This is a genomic window from Paenibacillus sp. V4I3 (assembly GCF_030817215.1).
Taxonomy (GTDB): Bacteria; Bacillota; Bacilli; order Paenibacillales; family NBRC-103111; genus Paenibacillus_E.
Map to the genome: position 1 here is coordinate 6011699 of NZ_JAUSZA010000001.1, position 22934 is coordinate 6034632.

At 45.0% G+C, this 22934-nt stretch carries 14 protein-coding genes; 2 read left to right on the forward strand and 12 right to left on the reverse strand.

Going from position 1 to position 22934, the window contains the following annotated elements:
* Nucleotides 1–48: 48 nt before the first annotated feature.
* The 12 genes from QFZ77_RS28025 to QFZ77_RS28080 form a co-directional block, all read right to left on the reverse strand.
* On the reverse strand, nucleotides 49–894 hold the full coding sequence (locus tag QFZ77_RS28025) for a carbohydrate ABC transporter permease (RefSeq protein WP_307444545.1): 846 nt from the start codon (nucleotides 892–894) through the stop codon (nucleotides 49–51).
* A gap of 12 nt (nucleotides 895–906) precedes the next feature.
* Nucleotides 907–1794, reverse strand: a complete 888-nt coding sequence (locus QFZ77_RS28030; RefSeq protein ID WP_060645324.1) for a carbohydrate ABC transporter permease — start codon at nucleotides 1792–1794, stop codon at nucleotides 907–909.
* 111 nt (nucleotides 1795–1905) lie between these two features.
* Entirely contained in the window at nucleotides 1906–3228 is a 1323-nt protein-coding gene (locus QFZ77_RS28035) for an ABC transporter substrate-binding protein (protein WP_307444547.1), read from the reverse strand.
* Nucleotides 3229–3358: 130 nt separating this feature from the next.
* On the reverse strand, nucleotides 3359–4912 hold the full coding sequence (locus QFZ77_RS28040) for a response regulator (RefSeq protein WP_307444550.1): 1554 nt from the start codon (nucleotides 4910–4912) through the stop codon (nucleotides 3359–3361).
* A 6-nt stretch (nucleotides 4913–4918) separates the two neighbouring features.
* Nucleotides 4919–6688 (reverse strand): cache domain-containing sensor histidine kinase, encoded by a 1770-nt coding sequence (locus QFZ77_RS28045; RefSeq protein ID WP_307444552.1) that lies wholly within the window; start codon nucleotides 6686–6688, stop codon nucleotides 4919–4921.
* Nucleotides 6689–6845: 157 nt separating this feature from the next.
* Entirely contained in the window at nucleotides 6846–8867 is a 2022-nt protein-coding gene (locus tag QFZ77_RS28050) for a beta-galactosidase (protein ID WP_307449900.1), read from the reverse strand.
* Nucleotides 8868–9030: 163 nt separating this feature from the next.
* Nucleotides 9031–10005, reverse strand: coding sequence for an Ig-like domain-containing protein (locus tag QFZ77_RS28055; RefSeq protein ID WP_307444555.1), 975 nt, complete (start codon nucleotides 10003–10005; stop codon nucleotides 9031–9033).
* The gene (locus QFZ77_RS28060; protein ID WP_307444558.1) at nucleotides 10002–13580 is read right to left on the reverse strand and encodes a glycosyl hydrolase 53 family protein; all 3579 of its coding nucleotides are present in this window, start codon (nucleotides 13578–13580) and stop codon (nucleotides 10002–10004) included. Before QFZ77_RS28060 ends, QFZ77_RS28055 begins: the two co-directional genes overlap by 4 nt.
* 1214 nt (nucleotides 13581–14794) lie before the next feature.
* Entirely contained in the window at nucleotides 14795–15643 is an 849-nt protein-coding gene (locus QFZ77_RS28065; protein WP_307444559.1) for a copper amine oxidase N-terminal domain-containing protein, read from the reverse strand.
* 131 nt (nucleotides 15644–15774) lie between these two features.
* Nucleotides 15775–17334: an ABC transporter substrate-binding protein gene (locus QFZ77_RS28070; RefSeq protein ID WP_307444561.1), complete on the reverse strand. Its 1560-nt coding sequence runs from the start codon at nucleotides 17332–17334 to the stop codon at nucleotides 15775–15777.
* A 61-nt stretch (nucleotides 17335–17395) separates the two neighbouring features.
* Complete coding sequence (locus QFZ77_RS28075; protein WP_307444564.1) at nucleotides 17396–18295, reverse strand: carbohydrate ABC transporter permease; 900 nt, start codon at nucleotides 18293–18295, stop codon at nucleotides 17396–17398.
* 27 nt (nucleotides 18296–18322) lie between these two features.
* On the reverse strand, nucleotides 18323–19240 hold the full coding sequence (locus QFZ77_RS28080; RefSeq protein WP_307444567.1) for an ABC transporter permease: 918 nt from the start codon (nucleotides 19238–19240) through the stop codon (nucleotides 18323–18325).
* Between the two features lie 317 nt (nucleotides 19241–19557).
* Between QFZ77_RS28080 and QFZ77_RS28085 the strand changes: the two genes are divergently transcribed.
* Nucleotides 19558–21132, forward strand: a complete 1575-nt coding sequence (locus QFZ77_RS28085) for a response regulator (RefSeq protein WP_307444569.1) — start codon at nucleotides 19558–19560, stop codon at nucleotides 21130–21132.
* Entirely contained in the window at nucleotides 21129–22910 is a 1782-nt protein-coding gene (locus tag QFZ77_RS28090; RefSeq protein WP_307444572.1) for a cache domain-containing sensor histidine kinase, read from the forward strand. The genes QFZ77_RS28085 and QFZ77_RS28090 overlap by 4 nt, the downstream gene beginning before the upstream one ends.
* Nucleotides 22911–22934: the final 24 nt, after the last annotated feature.

Consider the following 22934-nt stretch of genomic DNA (forward strand, 5'->3'; position numbering starts at 1 on the left):
ATTTCCTCCCTGTAGTTGGCTATTTTCTATGTTTGTAACCATCTCTTCTTATCCTTTCAAACCGCTCGTCGAAATCCCGTCAACAATGTACTTCTGGAATATGATGAAAACTACGAAAATCGGGACAAGTGATAACGTCGACATGGCAAACATGCCGCCCCAGTTATTCAAAGACTCGCTATCCAAGAAAAGCTTCAATGCTAAGGAAACTGGATATTGACTCGGATTGTTCAAATAAAGCAGAGGCGTGTAGAAATCATCCCATCTCCAATAGAAGGAGAAAATCGCTGACGTCACGAGTGCCGGAACAATTAAGGGTACGATGATTTTGTAAAAGATGCTGTATTTGCTGCATCCGTCCATTTTTGCGGCTTCATCCAATTCCGGAGGAATCGTACGAATAAACTGCATGATCAAGAAGATGAAGAACGGAATCCCAAAGAACTGCGGGACAATAATCGGTTTAAAGCTGGATAACCAGCCTATTTTGGCAAATAAAATATATTGCGAAATAATCGTTACGTCTTGAGGAAGCAGTAAAGTAAGCATAACCGCTGAAAACCAGAATTTGCTTCCGGCAAAACGAATCCGGGCAAATCCATATCCTACTAAAGCGGAGGAAACCACCGCACCTAACGTCGAAAGAATAACAATAATGAACGAATTTTTCATGAATGTAGCAAACGTATTGCCTGCAAACCCTTTCCAGCCCGACACATAATTGTTCCACTCGAGCCGACTTGGGATCAGACTGGTAGCCGTTGTATAGATTTCATCATTCGGCTTCAGTGAGCTGGCGACCAGCCACAGGATCGGATAAATCGCCGTTACCGCGATGATACAAACGATGAGATGATACAGCAGCGTTTTCACATTTTTGACTCGTAAAACCATGTTCTACCCCTCCTAGCTTTCGTAATGAACCCAATATTTCGATGTTTTGAAAATCACTAAGGTAATGAGTCCGATAAGGATCAGCATGAACCAAGCCATGGCCGAAGCGTAACCCATTTCGAAGAAGACGAATGCTCGATGAAATAAATAAAGCGAATACAGCAAGGTATTGTTCAGCGGCCCGCCTTCCCCATTGGAAATAATGTAGGCCGGGGTAAAGGTTAAGAAGCCTGAAATCGTTTGCAGGATTAAATTAAAGAGAATAATCGGACTTAACAAAGGCAGTGTGATGTGGAAAAATTTGCGAATCGGTCCAGCGCCATCTACACTTGCGGCCTCGTAATAGGTCCCCGGAATATTCTTAAGACCGGCAAGAAAAATCAGCATGGAGGAACCAAACTGCCAAACCGAAAGCAGTACTAACGTTCCAAGCGCCGTTGCCGGGAAGCCAATCCAAGATGTACTGGTGTGGATGCCGATGTTTCCTAGAAAAGCATTGATAAGTCCCTTATCTCCGAATATTTGTCGCCACATAATAGAAACCGCTACGCTGCCGCCAATCAATGACGGTAAGTAATACGTGGCTCGGTATAAGCCAATTCCTTTTACCGCACGATTCAAAAGCATGGCGACGAGCAATGCAATAATGAGTCGCAATGGAACGGACGTGAGTACGTAAGTCAGTGTTACTCGGATGGAGTCCATGATTTTGTCGTCATCTGTGAACATTTTCTCGTAATTGGAAAGTCCCACCCATCGTGGAGCCGAGAGTAAATCGTACTCGGTAAATGAAAAATACAGCGATGAAAACATCGGAAACAGCGTGAAGATCAGAAAACCCAGGATGAAAGGTGATATAAACACATAACCGACTATGTGATCATTTTCACGTAGTTTCATAGTTCCACTCCCTTACATTCGTCAAATTCTGTTTATTTGGGGAGGGCAGCTTGCATGAAGCTGCCCTCTCACCCCTACTTTAACCCCTATATAAAGCTGCTTACAAAGTTCTTACTTCTTGTTTTTGGCAAGAATTGCGTTGGCATCGTTCATGAATTTGGCTGCGGCCTCTTCCACCGAGAGCTTCCTGTACAAGATCTGCTCCTGCATATCCCGAAGCAGCTTGCTTACTTCTGCAGCCCCTGGCGGATCCGGTGGATCCATAACACTGCTGTTCAACTGTGCCCAAGCGACGTAATCATAGACTTTCTGATCGGCCTCTGTTAGTAGGGGTTTCAAACCTTCCCTAACGGCAGCCGAAATCGGAATCCCGCGGTCTCCATTTATGAGCTTATTCGCTTCCAAATCATTAATAAACCAAGAAATAAATTTAGCTGCTTCTGTTTTCTGCTTCGAACTTTTCGAAATGGAGAACAGCATGGTTGGCTTCAAATAAAGACCTTGCTTCCCATTTGGACCCGGAAGCCCTATCATGCTCAATGATTTCTTGGCAGCCTCCTGCAGAGTCACGAATTGATTCGACCAGGCCATCGTCATGAACCCATCGCCGAGTACAACCGGATTCTCCTCCGGAGTCAATTTGGTCAAAGACTCTTTATCCCAGTTTCGCATGTAACCGGCATCGTACCATTTGAGATACATCGTGAAGTAATTTATAAAATATTGGGGATCGCTATAACCAAGACTCGTACCATCCGAGCTAAAATAGTGCTGATTTTGCGTACGCAAGTAGTAAGGAAAGAACTGATCGAATCGCATATGATCGAGCACTTTGCCTATTCCCTTCATACGCTTAGCGATTTGCTCCAGATCAAACCACGTCCAGTTCACAGGAATCGAAGTGATACCTGCCTGCTTCAGCAGCGCTGCATCGAAGGTTGCTCCCATCGCATTCACCCCAAGAGGAATACCGTAAAGCTTGCCGCCAATTCGTCCAGACGCTATCGTTTCCGCTGAAGCTGAACGAACATCTAGCGTTCCGTTATTTGTAAGCTCATCTAGATCTTCCAGCTGATTCTTCGAACTATATTGATTTAAGTACGAGATATCCATCTGGATAATATCCGGAAGTTGGTTGGCCGCGGCTTGCGGCGCCAGCTTTTTCCAATAATCATCGAAGCCGGCATATTCCGTATCGATCTTCACGCCTGGATTCTGCTGTTGGTATAACTCTATCAGCTTCAAAGTGTAGTCATGTCTGGCTTGACCGCCCCACCAAGCGATTCGAAGCTTAACGTCATGCTTGCTTTCACTTTTCGCAGTTTCTATCGTTCTTGATGTCCCCGTTCCCCCATTCGCTGATTGCTGACTCGAGCTGCATCCGATTAACAACAACATGACTAGGAGCAGGACTAGTATTGGTATGCGTTTCATAGTTAGCTTCCCCCTATGAGTCACCTGCGCTCCACACTTCTTATTATCAGCTTGGAAGAGCGAAAGTTGAATCTAATTTACCGCGATAAATGTTCAAAAAACAGTGAAAACAAGATTTATAGCGCAAGATTTATAGCGTCAACTTCTTATACTCGGAAGGAGCGCAGCCTGCAATCTTTTTAAACACTTGAGAGAAGTATTGCGGATTGTCGCCAAAACCCAGCTGTTCCGCTAGTTCGAACATTTTAACATCATCATTATGTCTAATAATCTCCATTGCTTTCTTAATCCTTACGGTGACCACAAAGTTAGAGAAACGTTCTCCTGTCTCTTTCTTGAACAATTTCCCCAAATAATCCGGGTTCATATACATCATCTGGTGGGCTACCCAATTGAGAGAAAGTTCAGCGTTGGCTAACTCCGAATTAACGATATCTATAACCTTCTGGACGACTTGCGAATGTTTATTTTTATTTTGTTCAAAGTTAATAAGCGTGATTTCGGATGCGATTTGTTTCAGCAATTGGATGCTCGCTTGCAGGGTTTCCAGTTGAGATATTTGACCAATCAGCCCCATGTAATGATTCATTTTCTCTTCTGCAACTAGTCGCGTCATGGAAATAAATATTTGAATGACATACGACTTGGTCGTCTGAATATCGAGTCGGGAATTGGCCAGTTGATCGTGAAACGCGTCAATACTCACTTCTGCTTCCTCCCAATTGCCTGCCCGGATCGGGAACAGAATCCGATCTTCGTCATAGACGAAATCGGCTTTGCTTAGTAGGGTGGAATCCAGGATATCACGCATTGTAATCAGTCCGCCTTCACCAAGATAAAAGCGATGGCCCAAACAATCGAGCGCTTGCAGATAAAGACGTCTCGCCTCTACGATATCTCCTGATTCGCTTAATGCGACTGTCGTATCAATTTTGTAATAGAGCATAAAAATGCGCCGTATCTCTTTGATTTGCTCTTGTAATCGCTCCATGTCTTGCTGATCCTCAATCATAATCAGAATTTGTTCAGCAATGGTGGAGCTTAGCAGAGGTTCATCGAGAATATCCTCAGCAATATTTTTCACGGCAAAAAGATGCTCATATTCGAACTTGTCTTCCAGACGAAAAAGCAATAAACGCACTTTCTTCCCGCTAACCTGCAGTCCAAATAAATCCTGATAATAATCCCAATCCCGGCTTCCATACGACTTATTCGTCACGAACTCCTTCAGAAACTGTTCCTTCACATGGGGCAGTACCTTCCGCAAATTCGCCTTCATCGACTGAATAAAGCCTTCCTTGCTCTCTTCCTGCTTATATTCCGCAGCAATTTCGCTTAAGGCCTTCAGAATGCTGTTCTCGTTGCATGGCTTTAATAAATAATGCTTCACCCCATACTGCATGGCGATTTGGGCATATTCGAATTCATCGAATCCAGAAAGCATAATGAAGCGGATGTGCGGATGGGTTTCTTTTACTCGGGCCACAAGCCCGAGTCCATCCATACCAGGCATGCGAATATCACTTATAATAATGTCGGGTGTATGTTCACACACGAAGGCGTAGGCTTCAACACCATTTCGCGCTGTTCCAACTAACTGTGTATCCACCGATTGCCAATCCACAATGGAAGAAATACCCTCCAGAATCATTCGTTCATCATCGACTAACAGCACTTTATACATAAGCAGTTACCCTCTTTTCGTAATAGGAATACGGACTGTAATACGAGCACCGCTGCCCACGCGATTATCCACTTGGACTCCGAATTCATCGCCAAAAGAAAGCTTGATTCGTTCATCAATATTTTTCAGACCGATACCTGTACCTCTGGATTTACGTTCTCCTGTCAGGATCTGTTCTAAATAGGCTTCATCAATACCAGGTCCATTATCTTCCATAATGAGTAAAATAGATTCGCCTTCTTCTCGACCGATAATTTGGATGACACATGGCTCTAGCATGACTTCTACCGCATATTTAATCGCATTTTCCAAAAGCGGCTGCAGCGTCAGCTTTGGTATACTGTTGCTTCTAATTGGTTCTGGAACATCGAGTCGAAAATCGAGCCGTTCTTCAAATCTGACCCTTTGAATCGTAATATAATGCTGCACAAGCTGCAGCTCTTCTTCCACGGTGATGATATCCTGCTTCAGACTAATCGACGAACGGAGCAAATAACCGAGTGATTCAACCATTTGGGACACTTGTTTCTGTCCATTCATCTTGGAGATCCAATTGATTGATTCTAACGTATTGTAAAGAAAATGCGGATTAATCTGCGCCTGCAAGGAACGAAACTCGGTTTCTTTGATGATCAACTGTTTCGTGTAGTTCTCTTTGATCAGCTCTTGAATACGCACTAGCATCATGCGATACGTACGCTGTAGCAAGCCTACCTCATCCATCTGCTGTGATAATGGTGCGAGCGTTGGCAGTTCGGACTTCTCTAGATCACTAATTTGCAGGCCGCGCATGTTGGTAATTAAGCCTTCTATTGGTCTTGTTACGCTTCTTGCAACCGTCATCCCAAACCCTACAAGTAGGAAAAAGCTAAGCAGGAATGCGGCAATCATCCAGTTTTTCATCAAAATAATATGATAAAAGATGGTTTGGAAGGGCAGGGTGTTGTAATACGTCCAGCCCAAATAATCAGAGTGAATATGGGAAACGAAATATTTCTCTCCGTCTTGTTCCATAATGCGAAAGCCTTTGGATGCCGACTCCGCTGGATTGCCCTCACTAAGCAAGGATTTCATACTAGCTGCGCGCGGGTATACTAAATTCCTGTCTGATACAATGACGAGCTCGCCGTCCCTCGTTACGGCTTCTCTTGCGTATTGGTTAACAATCTTGTCTAAATTCACATGCAGCACCAAGGTGCCCAGCTTGTTTAGCTCCAATTGGTCGAAGGAACGAATTTGTCTGGCCGCAATTAAGCTGTAATCCTGCGCGTCCGGGTTCACCCATCCCAGGGTTCCATTGCCTCGGTCAGCCGTTGTTTGGATAAGGTCTCTCCGCTCTGATGAGAGCGTTATCAAATTACCGCTGGAATAGCTGCTTCCCTTAACATCGGTTATATCTGCTGCAATGATATACGTCTCAGTATTAATGTATTGCACGAGTCGATCCACAAGTTTAGCACGTGATTGGATCCGATTGTAATCGGACTCATCCGCGTTCATCACGATTAAATTTTGCTGAATTTGTTCATCCGACATGATACTAAAGGTCAATCGTTCCACTTTGTTTAACTCATTCTCAATCAAGGTGGATGATAGATTCAGAACTTGAGATGATTTCTCATAAATTTGCTGATCATAAATCGAATAGGCAATCTGGAGCCCCACCAATGAGATGCAAGAACTGACAGCCATAGATATTGTAATTAGCAAAAATAGCTTCGCTTTAATACGCAGATTGCGTATTTCGTTAAACCACTTGCTTATGCCTGATTTCATGCAACGTCACCACTTTTCTTCGCTGAATAAGGTTCATGTTGGAGAGAGTCTTCGTGATGAAGGTTCCAATTCCCTTTAAGGGTAACAAAAAAGGATGCTGGTATTTATAGCCAGACATCCTCTTTAGTTTATGAAATTAGTCACTCGGCAACAAATTCTAGCGTTTACTTCTCTTCAATATCCGAACTCCGTAAGGCTGGAGCAGCAAGCTAGACGATACGGAATCCGAGGCGAGCATGTCCGTATATGCTTGTTCATCCAGTGTAATGGTGTGGGTTTTACTGCTAAAATTCATGAGGAAGATGAACTCATTCACACCGTCTGTACGAATTTGAGCTGTAACCTCTGCAGGCAGCTCTGTTTGTAGAGCAGCATCGATGCCCGCTTCTTTAAGGATCTGCTTATAGAAGCTGCTCTGGAAAGTTTGATCCGTACGAGCTGCGATATAGTAAGCTTTTCCTTTACCAACCGCATTGACTGTGAGCGCAGGTCGACCTGCATAGAAGTCATCACCATATACGGCAAGAGTCTCTGCACCTTCTGTATGAATCAGCTCGCACAGCTCACGAACCTCATATTCACCTGTAATTTGAAGCGCGTTGCCCTTCAAGAAGAGGACACGATTCACTTCATGATCGTGGAGTCCGTCGATCTCCTCAGACCAGATGCCCAGCGTTTTGCGAAGCGGTCCCGGAAAGCCGCCTTGGAAGCAAAGGTCATTCTCATCCACAATGCCAGACCAATACGTAGTGACGAAAGTTCCCCCATTCGCGACAAACTGTTCGATTCGCTCTCCGACGCCCGGGCGTACCAAATATAACATTGGCGCAACAACAAGCTTATATTTACTGAAATCACAGTCCATATCGATGACATCAACGGGAACACCTTGTTCCCAAAAGGCACGATAATGGCTTAATACTGTTTGTTCGTATTTAATTCCCATATTACGAGGACCTTGCGAATCCTTAACGGCCCAGCGATTTTCCCAGTCGAAAATAAGTGCCGTTTGTGCGGGCACTCGTGTCCCGATGAGATCTGTCAGTTTCTCCAAAGCGCCGCCAAGCTCAGCTACATCTTGAAAGACACGCGTATGCTCATGACCAACGTGATCAATCACCGCGCCATGCAGCTTCTCGCTGGCTCCTCGGCTTTTGCGCCACTGGAAATACTGGACGGAGTCGGATCCATGTGCCACTGCTTGCAAGGAAGACAGTAGATGCATGCCCGGCTTCTTCAGCTTTGAAACGGGCTGCCAATTCGTTAAGCTCGGTGTACTCTCCATTAGCAGGAAAGGCTTACCGCCACCAAGCGAGCGAAACATATCATGGTTGAGCGAGAACCATGCGGCTAGATTGCTCTGATCTGCCGCATCATGCCAAGTTGGATAGGCATCCCATGAGATGACATCCAGTACATCGGCGAACTTCCAGTAATTAAGACCTTCGTAAGCGTCCATGAGATTCGTCGTAACGGGCAGTTCGGTATTTTCCGCCTTCAGCGGAGCGATTTCATGACGGCAGAAATCAACGGTTTGATCCGTTACGAACCGTTTCCAATCCAAATTCATCGCATGGACCAGATTTTCGCCATGCGGTGCAGGAGATTCAATCTGAGACCAATTCGTATACGTATGGCTCCAAAATGAAGTCCACCACGCCATGTTGAGAGCATCCAGCGTTACGTATTTGCGCTTCAGCCATCCGCGGAAAGCTTCCTGACAATAGTTGCAGTGGCATTCCCCTCCATATTCATTGGAGATATGCCAGCCCACTACGGCAGGATGCTGCGCATAGCGCTCTGCCAACTGCTTATTCATGATCGCGACTTTCTCCCGATAGACTGGGGACGTATAGCAATGATTATGACGCGCACCGAATAAATTGCGCACCCGGCCAGGGCTTACCCGCAGCACTTCCGGGTATTGCTCCGCCATCCATGCTGGTCTGGCGCCACTCGGGGTAGCCAACCACGCATAAATGCCGTTGGCCGCAAATGTGGCCAACACACGGTCGAGCCAATCGAAGGTGAACACACCTTCCTCCGGCTCAAGCGCTGACCAAGCAAAAATGCCGACAGCCATCACATTACATTTGGCCAGTTTCATCATGCGAATGTCTTCTTCCAGCACATGTGGATCGTGCTGCCACTGATCAGGATTATAATCGGCACCGTGCATGAAAACGGGTAATTTCGGGCTTATTGGCGGATATTTCTGTGACAAGATGATCACCTCTAGGATAAATGTATGGACTCATATTAGTTCATTGCATTCAAGTTTATCAGGTTCACCACCACAAAAATACCCGACAAATTATCGATTACCCGTCATTTCTTTCGATTTACGCACGAACCATTTGTTCGACCAATCGCTGAAGATCAGCAATATCGACATGTCCATCGTTATTTATGTCGGCCATAGCCGCCACTTCCCAATTCGCTGTTCCAACAGCCGCTTGTAAGTAATAAACAACCAAGGCCAAATCAGCCACATTTACAGCTTGGTCACCATTGAGATCCGCAGACTTCAAGGTTACCGAAGCGGTCGCAATAGCAGGGATATCCGAACCTTGAACGACTCCCATCACCTGGAATTGGCCTGTTTGAGCATAGGTATTCTCTGTGACCGTTTCCCATGTTACTGGCGTAGTCTTGTAGGAATAATCGTCACGATAAACGGCTTTCACGACAGTCGGAAGCTGAGGCGCTACATGGATAATCGTACTAATCTGAATCGGGTTAATGTCTAGCGGCACTGAGGTACTCTCCGTGTCACCAATCCGTGTAAATGTAACATCGTCTAAAGAGCCCCAATTCCCGTCATTTCCTTGGATTTCAATTCCAATTGTACAAGTCCCATTGGTTACCTCAATATTGATATGTGTTAGTTGCGATTGCTTCCACTGCGCATAACCAGTATGAGTAATATCTGCACTCAACTGCTCTCCGCCATAATCCTTTGCAAATAACCGGGAGACATTCTCGCCTCCCCCTCCCTGTGTCCATGCGGATAGCCTGTATCTTCCGTCTGGCAAACCTTCAATCGTTTGTGAAATTGTGAAATGGAAAGCCGAAGCTGACCAATAAGCGGCTGAATGTGTACCTCCCTCTGTATGGTTATCCTTAGCTTGAATAGAAATGGCTGAGGTTGTTCCCGTGATGACCCAAGGAGATGTGTTCGCCTCCTCAAAAGCACCATTTGCAGCTAAATTAACGGGTACGATAGCAATAGCCTTCGCTGGGTTTACTCCAGATAAACTCGCCAGCCATATGGAGGCCGCCAGAATGCTAGTTTTCAAGTAATATCCAATCCTCATCGGGATGAACCTCCTTTAAATGAGAGATGCAGCAAGCGATAAATGATCAGGGCTGCTTCTGCTCTTATCGTGTTAGCTTGTGGCGCAATCCCTTCATCATTACCACTTACGATGCCGCTTTTGACCAAAGTTGAAACGGATGCAGCAGCGTAATCCGAGATACGGGAGCTGTCCTTGAACACATTCAAGGAACTCATATCCGTTGTTACATCCAATCTTTTCGAGATATGAAGCGCCCTTGCAGTCAATACCATGAGATCCTCTCGGGTGATGGATGCTTTGGGATCAAAGCGGTTATTGCCGCTTCCTTCGGAAATGCCCAGAGCTTTGGCAATGCCTAACGCTTCGTAATAATAATCTGAAGATTGTACATCGGTAAAGTTAGATTCCACCTTAGCGCTCAGACCAAGAGCTTTGATCAGCATAACCACATAGTCCGCGCGCGACACTTGCTGTTCTGGACTAAATGTGTCTTGTGAAGTTCCTGTGGTTACCCCTTTGGAGGCGAGAGCTTCGATGGCTTCCTTCGCCCATTCGTATTTCGCGATATCCTTGAAGGACTTGGTAACGAATGATATGGCGTAGGTACTGAAATGTGTCGTTGTGAAAACGATTGCTTGCGTCACAGCATCGTATTTCGCATTGGGAACAGCTATGGCGTCACCGCTTCCATCCAAGTACCACATCACGAGATGATCCGGATGTTGGAGTTCTTCCTTGGTTGGTGTATACGGTATCGATACGGTAACCGGTGCCGCTGGATTGTTCCACGAAACGATCTCACTGCCTGATTTCAGGTATAGATCAATGAGCGGTCTATCCCCAATCTTTGCTAACAATGATTCAGGAAGTGTCGTAGGATCTACGTATCCGATATGTAAGCTAACTCCTTCCGCAGTGCTAAGAGTGGTAGAGTTCAGCATGTTACTCGAGATTGAAACGGTGCCTTTTGGCGTTACAATATCCAATTGCTTAACTACTTTCGACGATTGCAATGCGGTCTTAGGCAGCTGCTGTGCATACGAATTTGCTCCTTCAATTTTGGAAATTTCCAACGATACTTTTTTCTTGCCCTCGTTGTCTGCCTTCGCCTGATCCAGCATTTTTTTCCATATCTCCGCGGATAAAGCAGCCAGCGCTGTTTTACTTTGATCTAATACAGGCAGTTGTACAAGGCTGGATGAACCATCTGCCTCCGTCTTAATTGTTTCCAAAGGAGATGCTGGACCTGAACTTAAGTTAGTACTAGGACTGCTAGGAGTGTCATCACCGCTATCTACATCAGTAATGGCAACGGCAGCCGAGCCTAAGATAGCCGGCTTGATGCTAGCACCTGCAGGAGCACTACCCCACTCGACATCGTGAACGGTAATCGTACCTACAGTTGCAACAGTGTTTGTCTTTGCTTTGAAAGTAAGCGCTAGTGAGTTTATATTTAACGCTTTTCCCCCTGGGTGTGCTAGAACAAATCTTACAGTCCCAGGAACAGCATGATCTGTATGCAAAAGAAGCGTACTTTCCGCGCCGCTTTGCGCAGTCATGTATTCAAATTTGTCCGCGTCATAATGAAGGGTAATGTCTTCTGCGTAGATGGTTTCTACCAAGCCGCCATTTCCAACGTTCACTGTGAAGGAATCTCCCTTCGTCACACGACTAGGAGCTGTTAACGTCTCTGCCGTACGGTCTGTATAAAATTCAAAGTCATCAATATTTCCCCAATTGCCGGCGTTGCCGTCTGCTTTGACCCCAATGGTTGCTTGACCATTGGTAACTTGAATGTCCATAAGAATGGGGTGCTTCCACTCCAACCATTTGGTGTTATGAATATCGGCGGTCACTTCTTCTCCACCAAAGTTGTTTGCAAATAACTTCAGGCTATTTTCGCCACCGCCTCCGTGCGACCAGACTTTCAATGTGTAGTTGCCATTTGCTAAGCCTGTAATCGTTTGCGATGCCGTAAATGGCATGGCTTGAGGTAACGAATAATGCAGCGCATGGCTGCTGGCGTGAGCATTTGCTTGATCTGTCACGACTTTTACCGCGGTTTCATCGCCTGTAATTGTCCAGTTGCTGCTATCTCCGCTTTCAAAGCCTGGATTTTTGACCAGGTTGGTAGCTCCCTGTACGATCACCTTTAGAGTGGCTTTCAGTGGAACCCCTGCGATCGAGCCTTGCAGAGAAATGGTTCCAGGATGATTCAGTGCATCAGTATCGAGCGCCTCCCAAGTTACCGGTAATTCTCTAACCGAATCATCTGTAAATTCAACCTTCACTTTACTTGGCAGCAGCAGTGTTCCTCCGACAGTGACATTGACCTGGGAAGGGTGGATCAGCGCAGCTTCTGCTGTGAAGATTTCTCCATTTCCAGCGGAAACACGATTGAACACATCGAGAGATGGGAGAGCATTGCCGTTAAAATCAAACATCGCCTGATTTTCCCATCCGTTACCTTCACCTGGTTTGGAGCTCCACTCCGCTCCTTTGACTGGAATCCAGTCCGGCTCCCAGTAGAAAATACCCAGCCCTTTCTTCTCCGGAACTTGAGCCACAGCGTTCATGACGTCCCGAACTTCTTGAGCTTGTCCTTGAATGGTTGCTTTATAACCGCCAAGCTGTTCTTGACTGGGACCAAAATTGTTTGAAAAGTTGTCCCCATCATTCAATGTATACGCGTAAGCGTTTTCAGCAACGAGCACCTCTTTGTTGTACCTCTGCGAAATGTCCGTCATGTTCTGCTGAAGCTGCTCCAGCGGACCGTGCCAATAAGGGTAATATGAGAAACCAATCACATCGTAGTCCACTTTAAAAGTTTCCAGTTGATCAAAGTTGCGACGAAAAAGTTCGTTGTTCCCCCCGTCGGCGAGATGAATCATTATTTTCGTTCTTTTCGCAGGATTATTCTGGTTAGGATCGTTATCACGGACAGCTTGAACGCCTTTTTTCACGAGATTAGCCCAGCCTTCAAATCCACCGCTGCCTGTCGTTTTCCCATCCGGCCATACCATACCTGTATTCGTTTCATTTCCAATTTGCACCATCTCCGGCATTGCACCGACAGCCGTTAAGCCTTGTATCACATCTGCCGTATAGTCATAAAGAGCTTCTTGAAGCTCTGCGGTGTTAAGTCCCGCCCACGCCGACGGTTTATTTTGCTTCTCTGGATCCGCCCAGAAATCACTGTAATGAAAATCCAGCAGCACCTTGAGGCCGAGATCATGCGCCCTTTTGGCGATTTCTATGGTTTTGGCCTTATCGTTATTGCCCCCACCAAGCGGCTTGCCGTCACCATCGAAGGGGTGATTCCAAATACGCAGTCGTATCCAGTTAACTCCGTGATCTTTCAGAATTTGCAGGGCTTCCTTTTCTACGCCTTGATCATAAAATTTACCTCCGCTAATCTCAATTTGCTTCAGCATCGACACATCGGCACCTTTAATAAAATCAGGGGATATGCCCTGAATCGGGTTAATGCGAATTTGTGCAGAAGCATTTGAATTCGGCTCCGAGGCATAAGTTGTCGGAACCATCGCTGATGTCAGTATCAAACTAAGCAGAATGGCCAAGCTCTTTTTCATTTTCTCAATTCCTTTCCAAAGGCAAAATGTGAGCGCTTTCTATTTGTCACCTAAATGGTACCAACATCTGTTTTTCAAAATAACCCGCTAAAATATCGATTACCTGTTCATTCTATCGACCTATATAAAGGCTTAGGCGAACCTACTGGGTGATCCCCCTATTTGATCCAAGTAATGTTGTATTTTGTACAACAAAAAGCTAGTTAAGCCTCGTTATCCTCTCGATTGTTGCAGTAAATACAACAATTTCCCCCTAAAATAGCTCCATAGAAGGAAATTAGGCTAAATTGTTGTACACCATACAACATTGACAGCTTTATGAGAAGAAACCAACGAAATTGTTGTACTGCGTACAACAATCACTCCTCTAAACCAAATAAAAGACTGTCAGACTGGACTGTTATTCCCCACTGCTCACTCAAGCCAGTAACCAATAACCAGAAGCAAAATCACTCAGCATAAAAATTCACTACAACGATCCAATCAAAAAAACTTGGCTTCCAAGTGTAATAGGGTTAAGCTTCGCCTCCCCTTCCGAGACGCCTCTTTATTCCTTCTCAGGACGCAACTCGCCCTCTCTCAGCGGCTGAGAGGTCCTTTTCAAACGTCTCGCGCCACTTTAGGTCCATTCGAGCCTCCGAGACGCCCCTTTATGCCTTCTCAGGACGCAAAACCCGCTAACTTGCCTTCTCTCAACAGCCGAGAGGTCCTTTTCAGACGTATCGCGCCACTTTTGCTCCATCCGGACCTCCGAGACGCCCTTTTCTGCCTTCTCAGGACGCAAAACCCGCTAACTCGCCTTCTCTCAACAGCTGAGAGGTCCTTTTCAAACGTCTCGCGCCACTTTCGCTTCATTCGGACCTCCGAGACGCCCTTTTCTGCCTTCTCAGGATGCATTTTCGACCTCTCACTTCGCTTTAGCACCATTCCCACACTTTAGTGATTAATTTTATCGTCTCAGCAGACATTACGGAGGTTCCGGACGGATCCTCCGATTTTAAGCGTGTTTTCTCACTATCAAATCACTTCCACGCGCTCCCCGCACTTTAGAGAAGAATACATCCGTTTCCGCGGCGGCCCAATAAATATGGGTTAAATTTCGCCTACCCTCACACTCTAACGAAAAAAAATCCGCTTCCTGATAACAGGAAGCGGATCCCTCTTCAACTTTCGCAATCAATGATTAGCTTGGTTCAGCATGCATTTTGTCCGATTTAATCTTCGTAAATCACAACGGACTTCGTTTCTTCTTCCCATTTAACCGTAGCTTTTAGAGCTTCGCTAATGAAACGAACCGGTACAACCGTGTTTCCTTCAACGATGGCCGCAGGAACTTCCAATGTAACTTCTTTACCGTCTACAGTAGCTTTCGTGCTATCGATAAAGAGTTTAACTGTAATTCCGCCACGAGTAACGGTTACCGAACGTTCTTCGGCGTTCCAGGTTACTTCGGCTTTTAAAGATTCGGATATCGCACGGAATGGTACCAATGTGCTGCCGTCTTTGATGAAAGGATTAACTTCCAAAGTAGGCTCCTCACCATTCACATACAAAAACACGCCTTTTTTACCTAGCTTTTCAAAAAGTTTTCCAAGTTTCTTATAGGAATTCAAGTTCTTTATGTTTGCTTTCACGGCTTCCTTTTGAACATAAACCGCATCGGTTACACTACCCTGCTCGTCCAAAACATCAGCAACAGCAGAAAGTGCAGCATCACGATCTTTAATCGCATCAAGTTCAACCTTTAATTCGTCGCTAATGTGAGCACCGTAGTTAGTCAAAAGTAGATCAGCAATAACAGCTCCGGCTGGCTTGTCCTTTACATTCTCGAGCGCTTTAAGAAGACCTTTATACCCGTTTTTGCCTTCATTGCCATAAGTGTCGGTAGTTACAGTTGAATCTGCACCTCCATTAACCTTTATATTCAGTTCAACTGCTGGTTTGGACGAATCCACTTTATCAGCATTGTTGCCATTTTCGGATTTTGCAAAGGCAGATCCTGTCATAAGGCTAGTTACAACAACGCATGTTGCTGTAATCATCCAAGTCTTTTTCATTTTCATAATAACGACTCCTCAATTGTGATTTATTAACTCCCTAACATATTCGACATCTTTCCTATTTTTGGAGGGGTCGCTTTGAGAGAATTGAAAAAAACCGCCTCCTTTCAACAGGAAGCGGACTTCTTTTCAACTTATTTTTTCGCAATCAACGGATTAGCTTGGTTCTGCATTTCAGCAACAACCTTTTCAATACCAGCTTGCTTCAGCTTATCATTAAACACTTTCACACCATGCTTATCATCGTTAGGATCAACCAAACCGTAGAAGAGCGGTTTACCGTAAGTCTCCATTACGTTGCTAACAGCGGCGACCTCATTTTTCACTTTGGTATCATCAAACGTAAATGTCTCTAAAGGATGGTTGACAGTCACTGTCTTTTTCCAGTTTTCTGTGAATTTTTGTGTTTCAGCAGCTACTGTGGAATCCAAACGTTCATGCAAGGAGTTCCAGCCCCATGGATCCGTACCGGACGGAGGGAAATCAGCAGAAGCAGGAAGCGGTTTGAACTGATCGTTGCCTACAGGCTCGTAGTGCTTGCCTTTAATCCCGTAGTTCGTCAGGTCATGAATTTCTGGATCATAACGGAGTAAATCAATCGCCATTAAACCACGTTCGTAGTTTTTGGAACCTGCATGGATGGACATCCCGTTATTGATAAACGGATTGGATAGACGTTTTTTGTCAGGACTCAGATCATACAGCTCCACCTTCCAATCTGGATGTGTGGTTTGCATTTCGGATTTGGCACGCAATAATGTTCCTAAATTCCATTCTACGGAAGCTAGTTTACCATCTTTGAATGCTTGTGTTTTGTCGACTTTATTGGCAATGGCATCTCGGGACCAAGCACCTGTTTTTTGTGTATCATTCATTTTCTTAGCAAAATCAGCGAACTCCGGTGTATCTACAAAGTTGAATAGTTTTCCGGAACCATCTGTTACTTTATAAGCAACTGGCAGTTGAGGAACGACAAAGTTCCACTCATTCGGTTGAACCAACTCAATCGCATTAAACTCACTCACACCGATACTTGGTTTGAAATCCTTCTCTTTCTCAGCAACCGTTTTCAAATATGTCACGTAGTCATCATACGTTTTCAGCTCAGGTAAATTGTACTTTTGACGCAAGTCTCCTCGAATACCGACCATATGGTAACTGTACTCAAAATTGTTTTGTGGAACCATATAAATTTTACCGTTGATTTTGGCTTGCTCCCAAGCTACTTTTGGCTCTTCCGCCCATGTTTTCGGGGCAAACTTCTTAATCATATCTTCTGTCAATTCCATAAAGCCGTTTTTCGTAGCTTGCTGCGCATAGTAGGACCATGTAGCCGAGAACACGAGATCGAAATCCTCGTTAGCTGCGAACATAAGCGGATATTTCTGTTGATACTCGCCCCAATCTAGAAAGCTAACATCAAGCGTTGCATTAATCTTTTGCTTCATCAATTTATTTACTTCACCATAAACCTCATCAAAAGCTTTTGGCTTGGAGCCAAGCAAAACCATTTTCAGCTTTACTTCCTTACTTGTATCAATACCATTACTTGAAGTTGCGGAAGCGCTTGCTTGAGGTGCCGCTGAAGTACTCGGTGTCGGTGTTGCCTCTTTCGTGCCGCAAGCCGTCAGTACAGTACCCATCACGAAAAGTGATGCTAGACTGAGTTTAGCTAATTTCTTGGTGTATGCCATTTTTTTCTCCCCTTATAAAAGATAGATAATTTATGATAACCGGGAATTTGAATTCCCGGGGTTATCCTTTTACAGCTCCAACGGTTAAGCCTTGAACGAAATAACGCTGAACGAACGGATATAAGAAGATGATCGGACCTGTAACAAGAATGGCGAGCGCCATTTTCAAGCTTTCACCAGGCAATTCCGTAACCTGCATACCTGTAATGGCCATAACCTTGCGAATGCCTTCGAGATTGCCCAGCATTTTATAAAGTAAATATTGCAGGGTATACAGTTTCTCATTCTGTACAAACAGCAAAGAGTTAAACCAATCGTTCCAATAATTCAGTGCGGTGAACAGTCCAATCGTGGCCAGTCCCGGTTTGGCTAGCGGTAGAATTAAACGGATAAAAATCGTGAAATCCCCTGCTCCGTCTATCTTCGCAGATTCCGTAATAGCGTCCGGTATGCTCCGTAAGAACGTCCGTAAGATGATAATATAGAACACGTTTAAGAGCGGAGGCAATAACAGCGACCAGAAGGTATTCTTCATGTGTAAATAGTTAACCATTAAGATGTACCAAGGTACAAGTCCGCCATTAAAAAGGGTTGTGAAGTAGAAAAAGAAGGAAAATCCGCCGCGCCACTCAAAATCCTGACGTTGAAGGACATACGCAGCCATCGCTGATATGAATAGTCCCACAATCGTCCCCGTTACGGTTAGAGCAATCGTCAACAGATAAGAGCTAACAAATTGCTGTGGATGTTTGAGCGCAAAGGCATAGGCATCCCAAGAAAATTCCTTGGGCCATAATCGAAAGCCATCACTCGTAATCGAGGATTCGCTCGTTAAGGAGCCGCTAATAATAAGAATAAAAGGAATTAAACAAGCCAAACTGATCAAACTGATAAACACATAGCCAATGACATCCAGCATTCGCTGATCGATTTGACTCTTTTTAACACTCGTCGTACTCATAGGTTCACCCCGCAAATTGCATTATGTTTAAAATAAGGCATTCTCTTTATCCGATTTACGTACAAGGAAATTCGTTACCATAATGGTCGCAAAACAGAGGATGGATTGATAGAATCCAATTGCGGAAGACATCCCGATTTCATTGTTAACCAATAAGGAACGGTACACATACGTGTCAATAACATCCGTCGTTTGATACAGCAGACCATTGTTGCCCACGAGCTGGTAGAATAGTCCAAAATCACCGCGGAAAATGCCGCCAATCGCAAGTAGAACAAGGATAGTTATCGTAGGACGCAAGGACGGAAGTGTAATATAGCGAATCCTTTGAAACACATTAGCGCCGTCAATTTCAGCAGCTTCATACGTTTCTCGATCAATACTCAGAATGGATGCCATGTAAAACACAGCGCCATAACCAACTGCTTTCCACGCTGAGAAAAAGATCAGAATATACTTCCAATATTCCGGAGTCGTATAAATATCTAGCTCAGGAATATGTAAGGAGCGAAGCAGTGTATTCACGGTTCCATGTTCGTAATTGAAAAGATTGTATGCTACAGCTCCAACCACGACCCAGGATAAGAAATACGGTAGAAACATAAGGGTTTGCGCTGTTTTGCGAAACAGTTTCGAGCCGATTTCGGCCATCAGGATCGCCACCACAATTTGCAGCACATTGTTAATAAGGATAAAAGCCGCATTGTAAAGCATCGTGTTCCGAGTGACTCTAAACGCATCGCCCGTCATGAAGAAGAATTTGAAGTTATCAAATCCCACCCATGGTGAGTTCATAATGCCCAAATCATAGCGGTACTGCTTGAACGCAAGCACGATACCGGCCATCGGCACATAGCTGAAAAGCAAGAAGTAAAGGACTGCCGGAGCAATCATGAACAGCAGTGTTTTCTTAGACTTGAGTCGATACAGGAGTCCTGTTCTCATCTCTATTCGTTCCCCCATCCGGTTCTAGTTGTCTCTCCTGTTACTAAATTAACAGGTTCCATGCAGCGTAGTAACCCGACAAAATATCGATTCCCTGTAACTTTTGCAGATAGCACCTAAGTTAGTGGCTTTGCTGTCTAATATGCGCTAATCTTAAGCTACACTAGGATAAACGGATCCGCCGTCCTCCAGGACGAGCGCGTTTGTCAAGGTTGATGCAAAGCCAAAGTATAAAACTTATACTTCCTTATCAACTCTAGAGAAGCTTACGCTTACATCATAAGTTTCTCCGAAAATTCTTGGGGGCGATTTTAACTATGAAACTTCTTTTCGCAGAGGATGAAAAATTCACGAGAGAAGGAATTCGTAAATCGATTGCATGGGGAGAACTCGGGATTACTGAGCTTGTCGAAGCGGTCGATGGTCTAGAAGCGGTTGCTATCGCTGAGCAATTTCAGCCCGATATTGTGCTGACGGATATTCGCATGCCGCGCATGGATGGCATTGAGCTTGCTACACACCTACGCCGGAAGTATCCACTTTGCAAAATTGTTTTTATGAGTGGTTACGCAGATAAAGACTACTTAAAAGCAGCGATATCGTTGAAAGCGGTCAGCTATGTAGAGAAACCGATTGATATCGAGGAGCTAGAAGAAGCGTTGCGAAGCGCAATAGCCATTTGTCTGGAAGAGCAGCGGCATTTGGCGAACGACGCGGTAGCCAGAGATAATAAGAGCTACATCAAGCAAGAAGCAGCGCTCCAGCTCATACGCGGGGGATTTGACGAGGAATTGCTGGTTAAGCGACTGTTGGCCGTTGGATTCGAGGCATCGCTTCAAGCCCCGGCAGTTACAATATTGGCCAAACTAGTTACACCACAACCAACGAAAGAAAACATTAATTCCATTATTGAATCAGCATTGACCGCCTTCGAAAACCCGTACTTATATGCACTGAAAGATGACAATCACGTTATCCTTCATTTATTTTCGAGCGGCATAGTGCCTATAGAAAGCAGTGGATTGCATCACGTTTGTTACGAGCTCTCTTCTGCTTTAAAAAAGGAATTTCATTCCTTCTCCATTGCCGCGGGGAAAATAGTTCCTTCGGTTAAAAGGCTGCAGGAGTCGTATACAAGTGCTGTCCTTCGTCTTCAGGAGTCATTCTTTCATAAACCATGCTCCGTCATATTGCATGACAGTTATGGCAGCGAAGTGAATTCTGAGCATTATCAAGTGCCGGCTGAGTTATTCAACAGGTTCCAAGAAGCACTTGTAGAGGAAAACTTTGAGGATATTTCCCGTTTGTTGAACACGGTTACCACGGATATTCATCAGCATCCTGGAACACTAATTGTCAGCGTCAAAGAGCTCTATTATCGTTTTGCTTTGGAAATGGACAAATTTGCTCGCAGCCGAAATGTCATCCTGTTCGATGTCTCGGAAGAAAATAATGTGCCGTGGAAGCTTATCCTGGAATGTCACTTCCTAGATGATATTCATCGGGTGATCACCCAGAAGCTGGATGAGCTGAAGCAATCCTTCAGGGAACGTGGGAATGGAAGCATGTCATCTGCCAGCTCGCGGATTATTCGTTACATTCATCTGCATTTTGCTGAGGATAACTTGTCTGTCCAAGATGTGAGTGATCATATGCAAATGACAGCCTCGCATCTCATCTCGATTTTCAAAGAAGCGACTGGCAAAACCATTAAGCAGTATGTCACAGAATATCGAATGGAAAAGGCAAAGGATTTGCTACGAAACAATCGATTGAAAGTGCTCGACGTCGCTTCACAGGTGGGGTTTAAAGATGGGGAGCATTTCGCGAAAATATTCCGCAAATCAACAGGGATGACACCTTCCGAGTACCGGGAGCGATGCCAACTATGATGTTCACTTTGATTCAAACGATACGAAAATGGCTGTACAACGCGAAATTACGGCATAAAATCATGGTTACTTATTTACTGCTGATTATGATTCCACTTGGCTTCTATCAATTCATTGCTTCGGATAAAATGTCAGCCATCATCATTAATCATGTGACGTATTCGGCCAAGCAGGGCTTCGACCAAACCTATTCGTTCCTCAGCTACCGCGTACAGCGAATAGCGGAAACGACGAATATCCTGGTTTCGAACACAACCATCTCTAGTATCTTAATGGACACGAGTATCACGCAGAATATTAATCGCGAGCTGCAAGATTATAGTAATTTGAAGCAGCTCCTCCGATCCATGCAGGACAGCCTTGATATTTCACGGGTCATCCTCTATGTGCCGAAGGCATTTATTTTCTCCAACGAGTCGGAGAATTTCCTCCCCCTCGACCAGACTGTTGACAGCCCTTGCTTTGCTCGTTTAAATGAACTGCATGCCAAATATTTATGGTGCTCGCCACCGGAATTAGGTTCTCATGCTACCCATGATAACTCCTCCCTCTATGTGGTTAGGAGCATTCTGGATCCAAATAATTATTCGGTGCCCATCGGCCAGCTGCGTGTGGATGTACAGGCGGAGACACTGCGCTCCATGCTTAAAAAAGCCAACGTGGTGAAGAAAAGCGCCACCTTCTTAGTTGACCAGAACCATCAGATCGTGCTTGCTTCTGAACCTATGACCCTTACCGACTTTACCCTGCCAGATATCTCCAGCGACTCGGTTACGATGAATTGGCAAAGCAACAATAACTACTATTTATACCGGCAGCTCCCATCGAATTGGGGCATGGTGACAGTCATTCCGTTAGATGAAGTCGTTCAGCAAAGCAATGAGCTGCGCAATGACTTACTAGTTATTTTACTTATTGTAAGTGGACTCGCGTACCTGCTAGCCTATTTATTCTCCTTCTCGGTTACTCGGCGCATCTCACAATTAACGAGCCGTTTGCGTGATGTACAGAATGGCAATCTAATCGCATTGGCTCAAACGCAAGGAAAAGATGAAATAGGAGAGCTGATTCAAACCTACAACTACATGATTGAACAAATTAGTTCTATGAATAAGGAGCATTACCGGCTAGGACAAGAAGTGAAAAACGCGGAGCTTAAAGCACTTCAGTCGCAAATCAATCCTCACTTCCTGTATAATACCCTCGATCTTATTAATTGGATGGCTGACAGCGGTCTTAACACGGACATCAAAAAGGTCGTCAAGGCGCTAGCTCGTTTCTATAAAGTCAGCTTAAGCAGCGGGAAAGATATTATTTCGCTCCGCGAGGAATTAAAGCATGTTTCTTTTTACATGCAGATTCAGAATATCCGATTTGAAAATAAGATTGATTTTCAGATTCATGTGCCAGAGGAGCTTCTAGATAACACGATTCCGAAAATTACTTTGCAGCCAATTGTAGAAAATGCAATCCTACATGGTATTCTTGGACGTACTCACCGCGAGGGTACGATTACAATTAGCGGTGCGAGAGTGAATGACAACATTCACCTGATCATCAAGGACGACGGAGTCGGCATGCGCGCTACACAGGTCGAAGACATCATGACGGGCACGAGCCGCAGCAAAATAAGCGGCAGCGGATACGGCGTCAAAAATGTCATCGAACGCATTCGCCACTATTTCGGCGAGCCTGCGAATTTGACGTATCGCAGCGTGCCTGGCGAGGGCACTGAAGTGGAAATTACGATTCCGGTTACAACGGGATCCGAGATGTAGTCATAGAAAGAGCCTTAGGATGCA

What these genes read in the sequence shown, in the direction of transcription:
- QFZ77_RS28025 (WP_307444545.1), bottom strand. Translation starts at nt 894, where the DNA reads ATGGTTTTACGAGTCAAAAATGTGAAAACGCTGCTGTATCATCTCATC.
- QFZ77_RS28030 (WP_060645324.1), bottom strand. Translation starts at nt 1,794, where the DNA reads ATGAAACTACGTGAAAATGATCACATAGTCGGTTATGTGTTTATATCA.
- QFZ77_RS28035 (WP_307444547.1), bottom strand. Translation starts at nt 3,228, where the DNA reads ATGAAACGCATACCAATACTAGTCCTGCTCCTAGTCATGTTGTTGTTA.
- QFZ77_RS28040 (WP_307444550.1), bottom strand. Translation starts at nt 4,912, where the DNA reads ATGTATAAAGTGCTGTTAGTCGATGATGAACGAATGATTCTGGAGGGT.
- QFZ77_RS28045 (WP_307444552.1), bottom strand. Translation starts at nt 6,688, where the DNA reads ATGAAATCAGGCATAAGCAAGTGGTTTAACGAAATACGCAATCTGCGT.
- QFZ77_RS28050 (WP_307449900.1), bottom strand. Translation starts at nt 8,867, where the DNA reads ATGCACGGTGCCGATTATAATCCTGATCAGTGGCAGCACGATCCACAT.
- QFZ77_RS28055 (WP_307444555.1), bottom strand. Translation starts at nt 10,005, where the DNA reads ATGAGGATTGGATATTACTTGAAAACTAGCATTCTGGCGGCCTCCATA.
- QFZ77_RS28060 (WP_307444558.1), bottom strand. Translation starts at nt 13,580, where the DNA reads ATGAAAAAGAGCTTGGCCATTCTGCTTAGTTTGATACTGACATCAGCG.
- QFZ77_RS28065 (WP_307444559.1), bottom strand. Translation starts at nt 15,643, where the DNA reads ATGAAAATGAAAAAGACTTGGATGATTACAGCAACATGCGTTGTTGTA.
- QFZ77_RS28070 (WP_307444561.1), bottom strand. Translation starts at nt 17,334, where the DNA reads ATGGCATACACCAAGAAATTAGCTAAACTCAGTCTAGCATCACTTTTC.
- QFZ77_RS28075 (WP_307444564.1), bottom strand. Translation starts at nt 18,295, where the DNA reads ATGAGTACGACGAGTGTTAAAAAGAGTCAAATCGATCAGCGAATGCTG.
- QFZ77_RS28080 (WP_307444567.1), bottom strand. Translation starts at nt 19,240, where the DNA reads ATGAGAACAGGACTCCTGTATCGACTCAAGTCTAAGAAAACACTGCTG.
- QFZ77_RS28085 (WP_307444569.1), top strand. Translation starts at nt 19,558, where the DNA reads ATGAAACTTCTTTTCGCAGAGGATGAAAAATTCACGAGAGAAGGAATT.
- QFZ77_RS28090 (WP_307444572.1), top strand. Translation starts at nt 21,129, where the DNA reads ATGATGTTCACTTTGATTCAAACGATACGAAAATGGCTGTACAACGCG.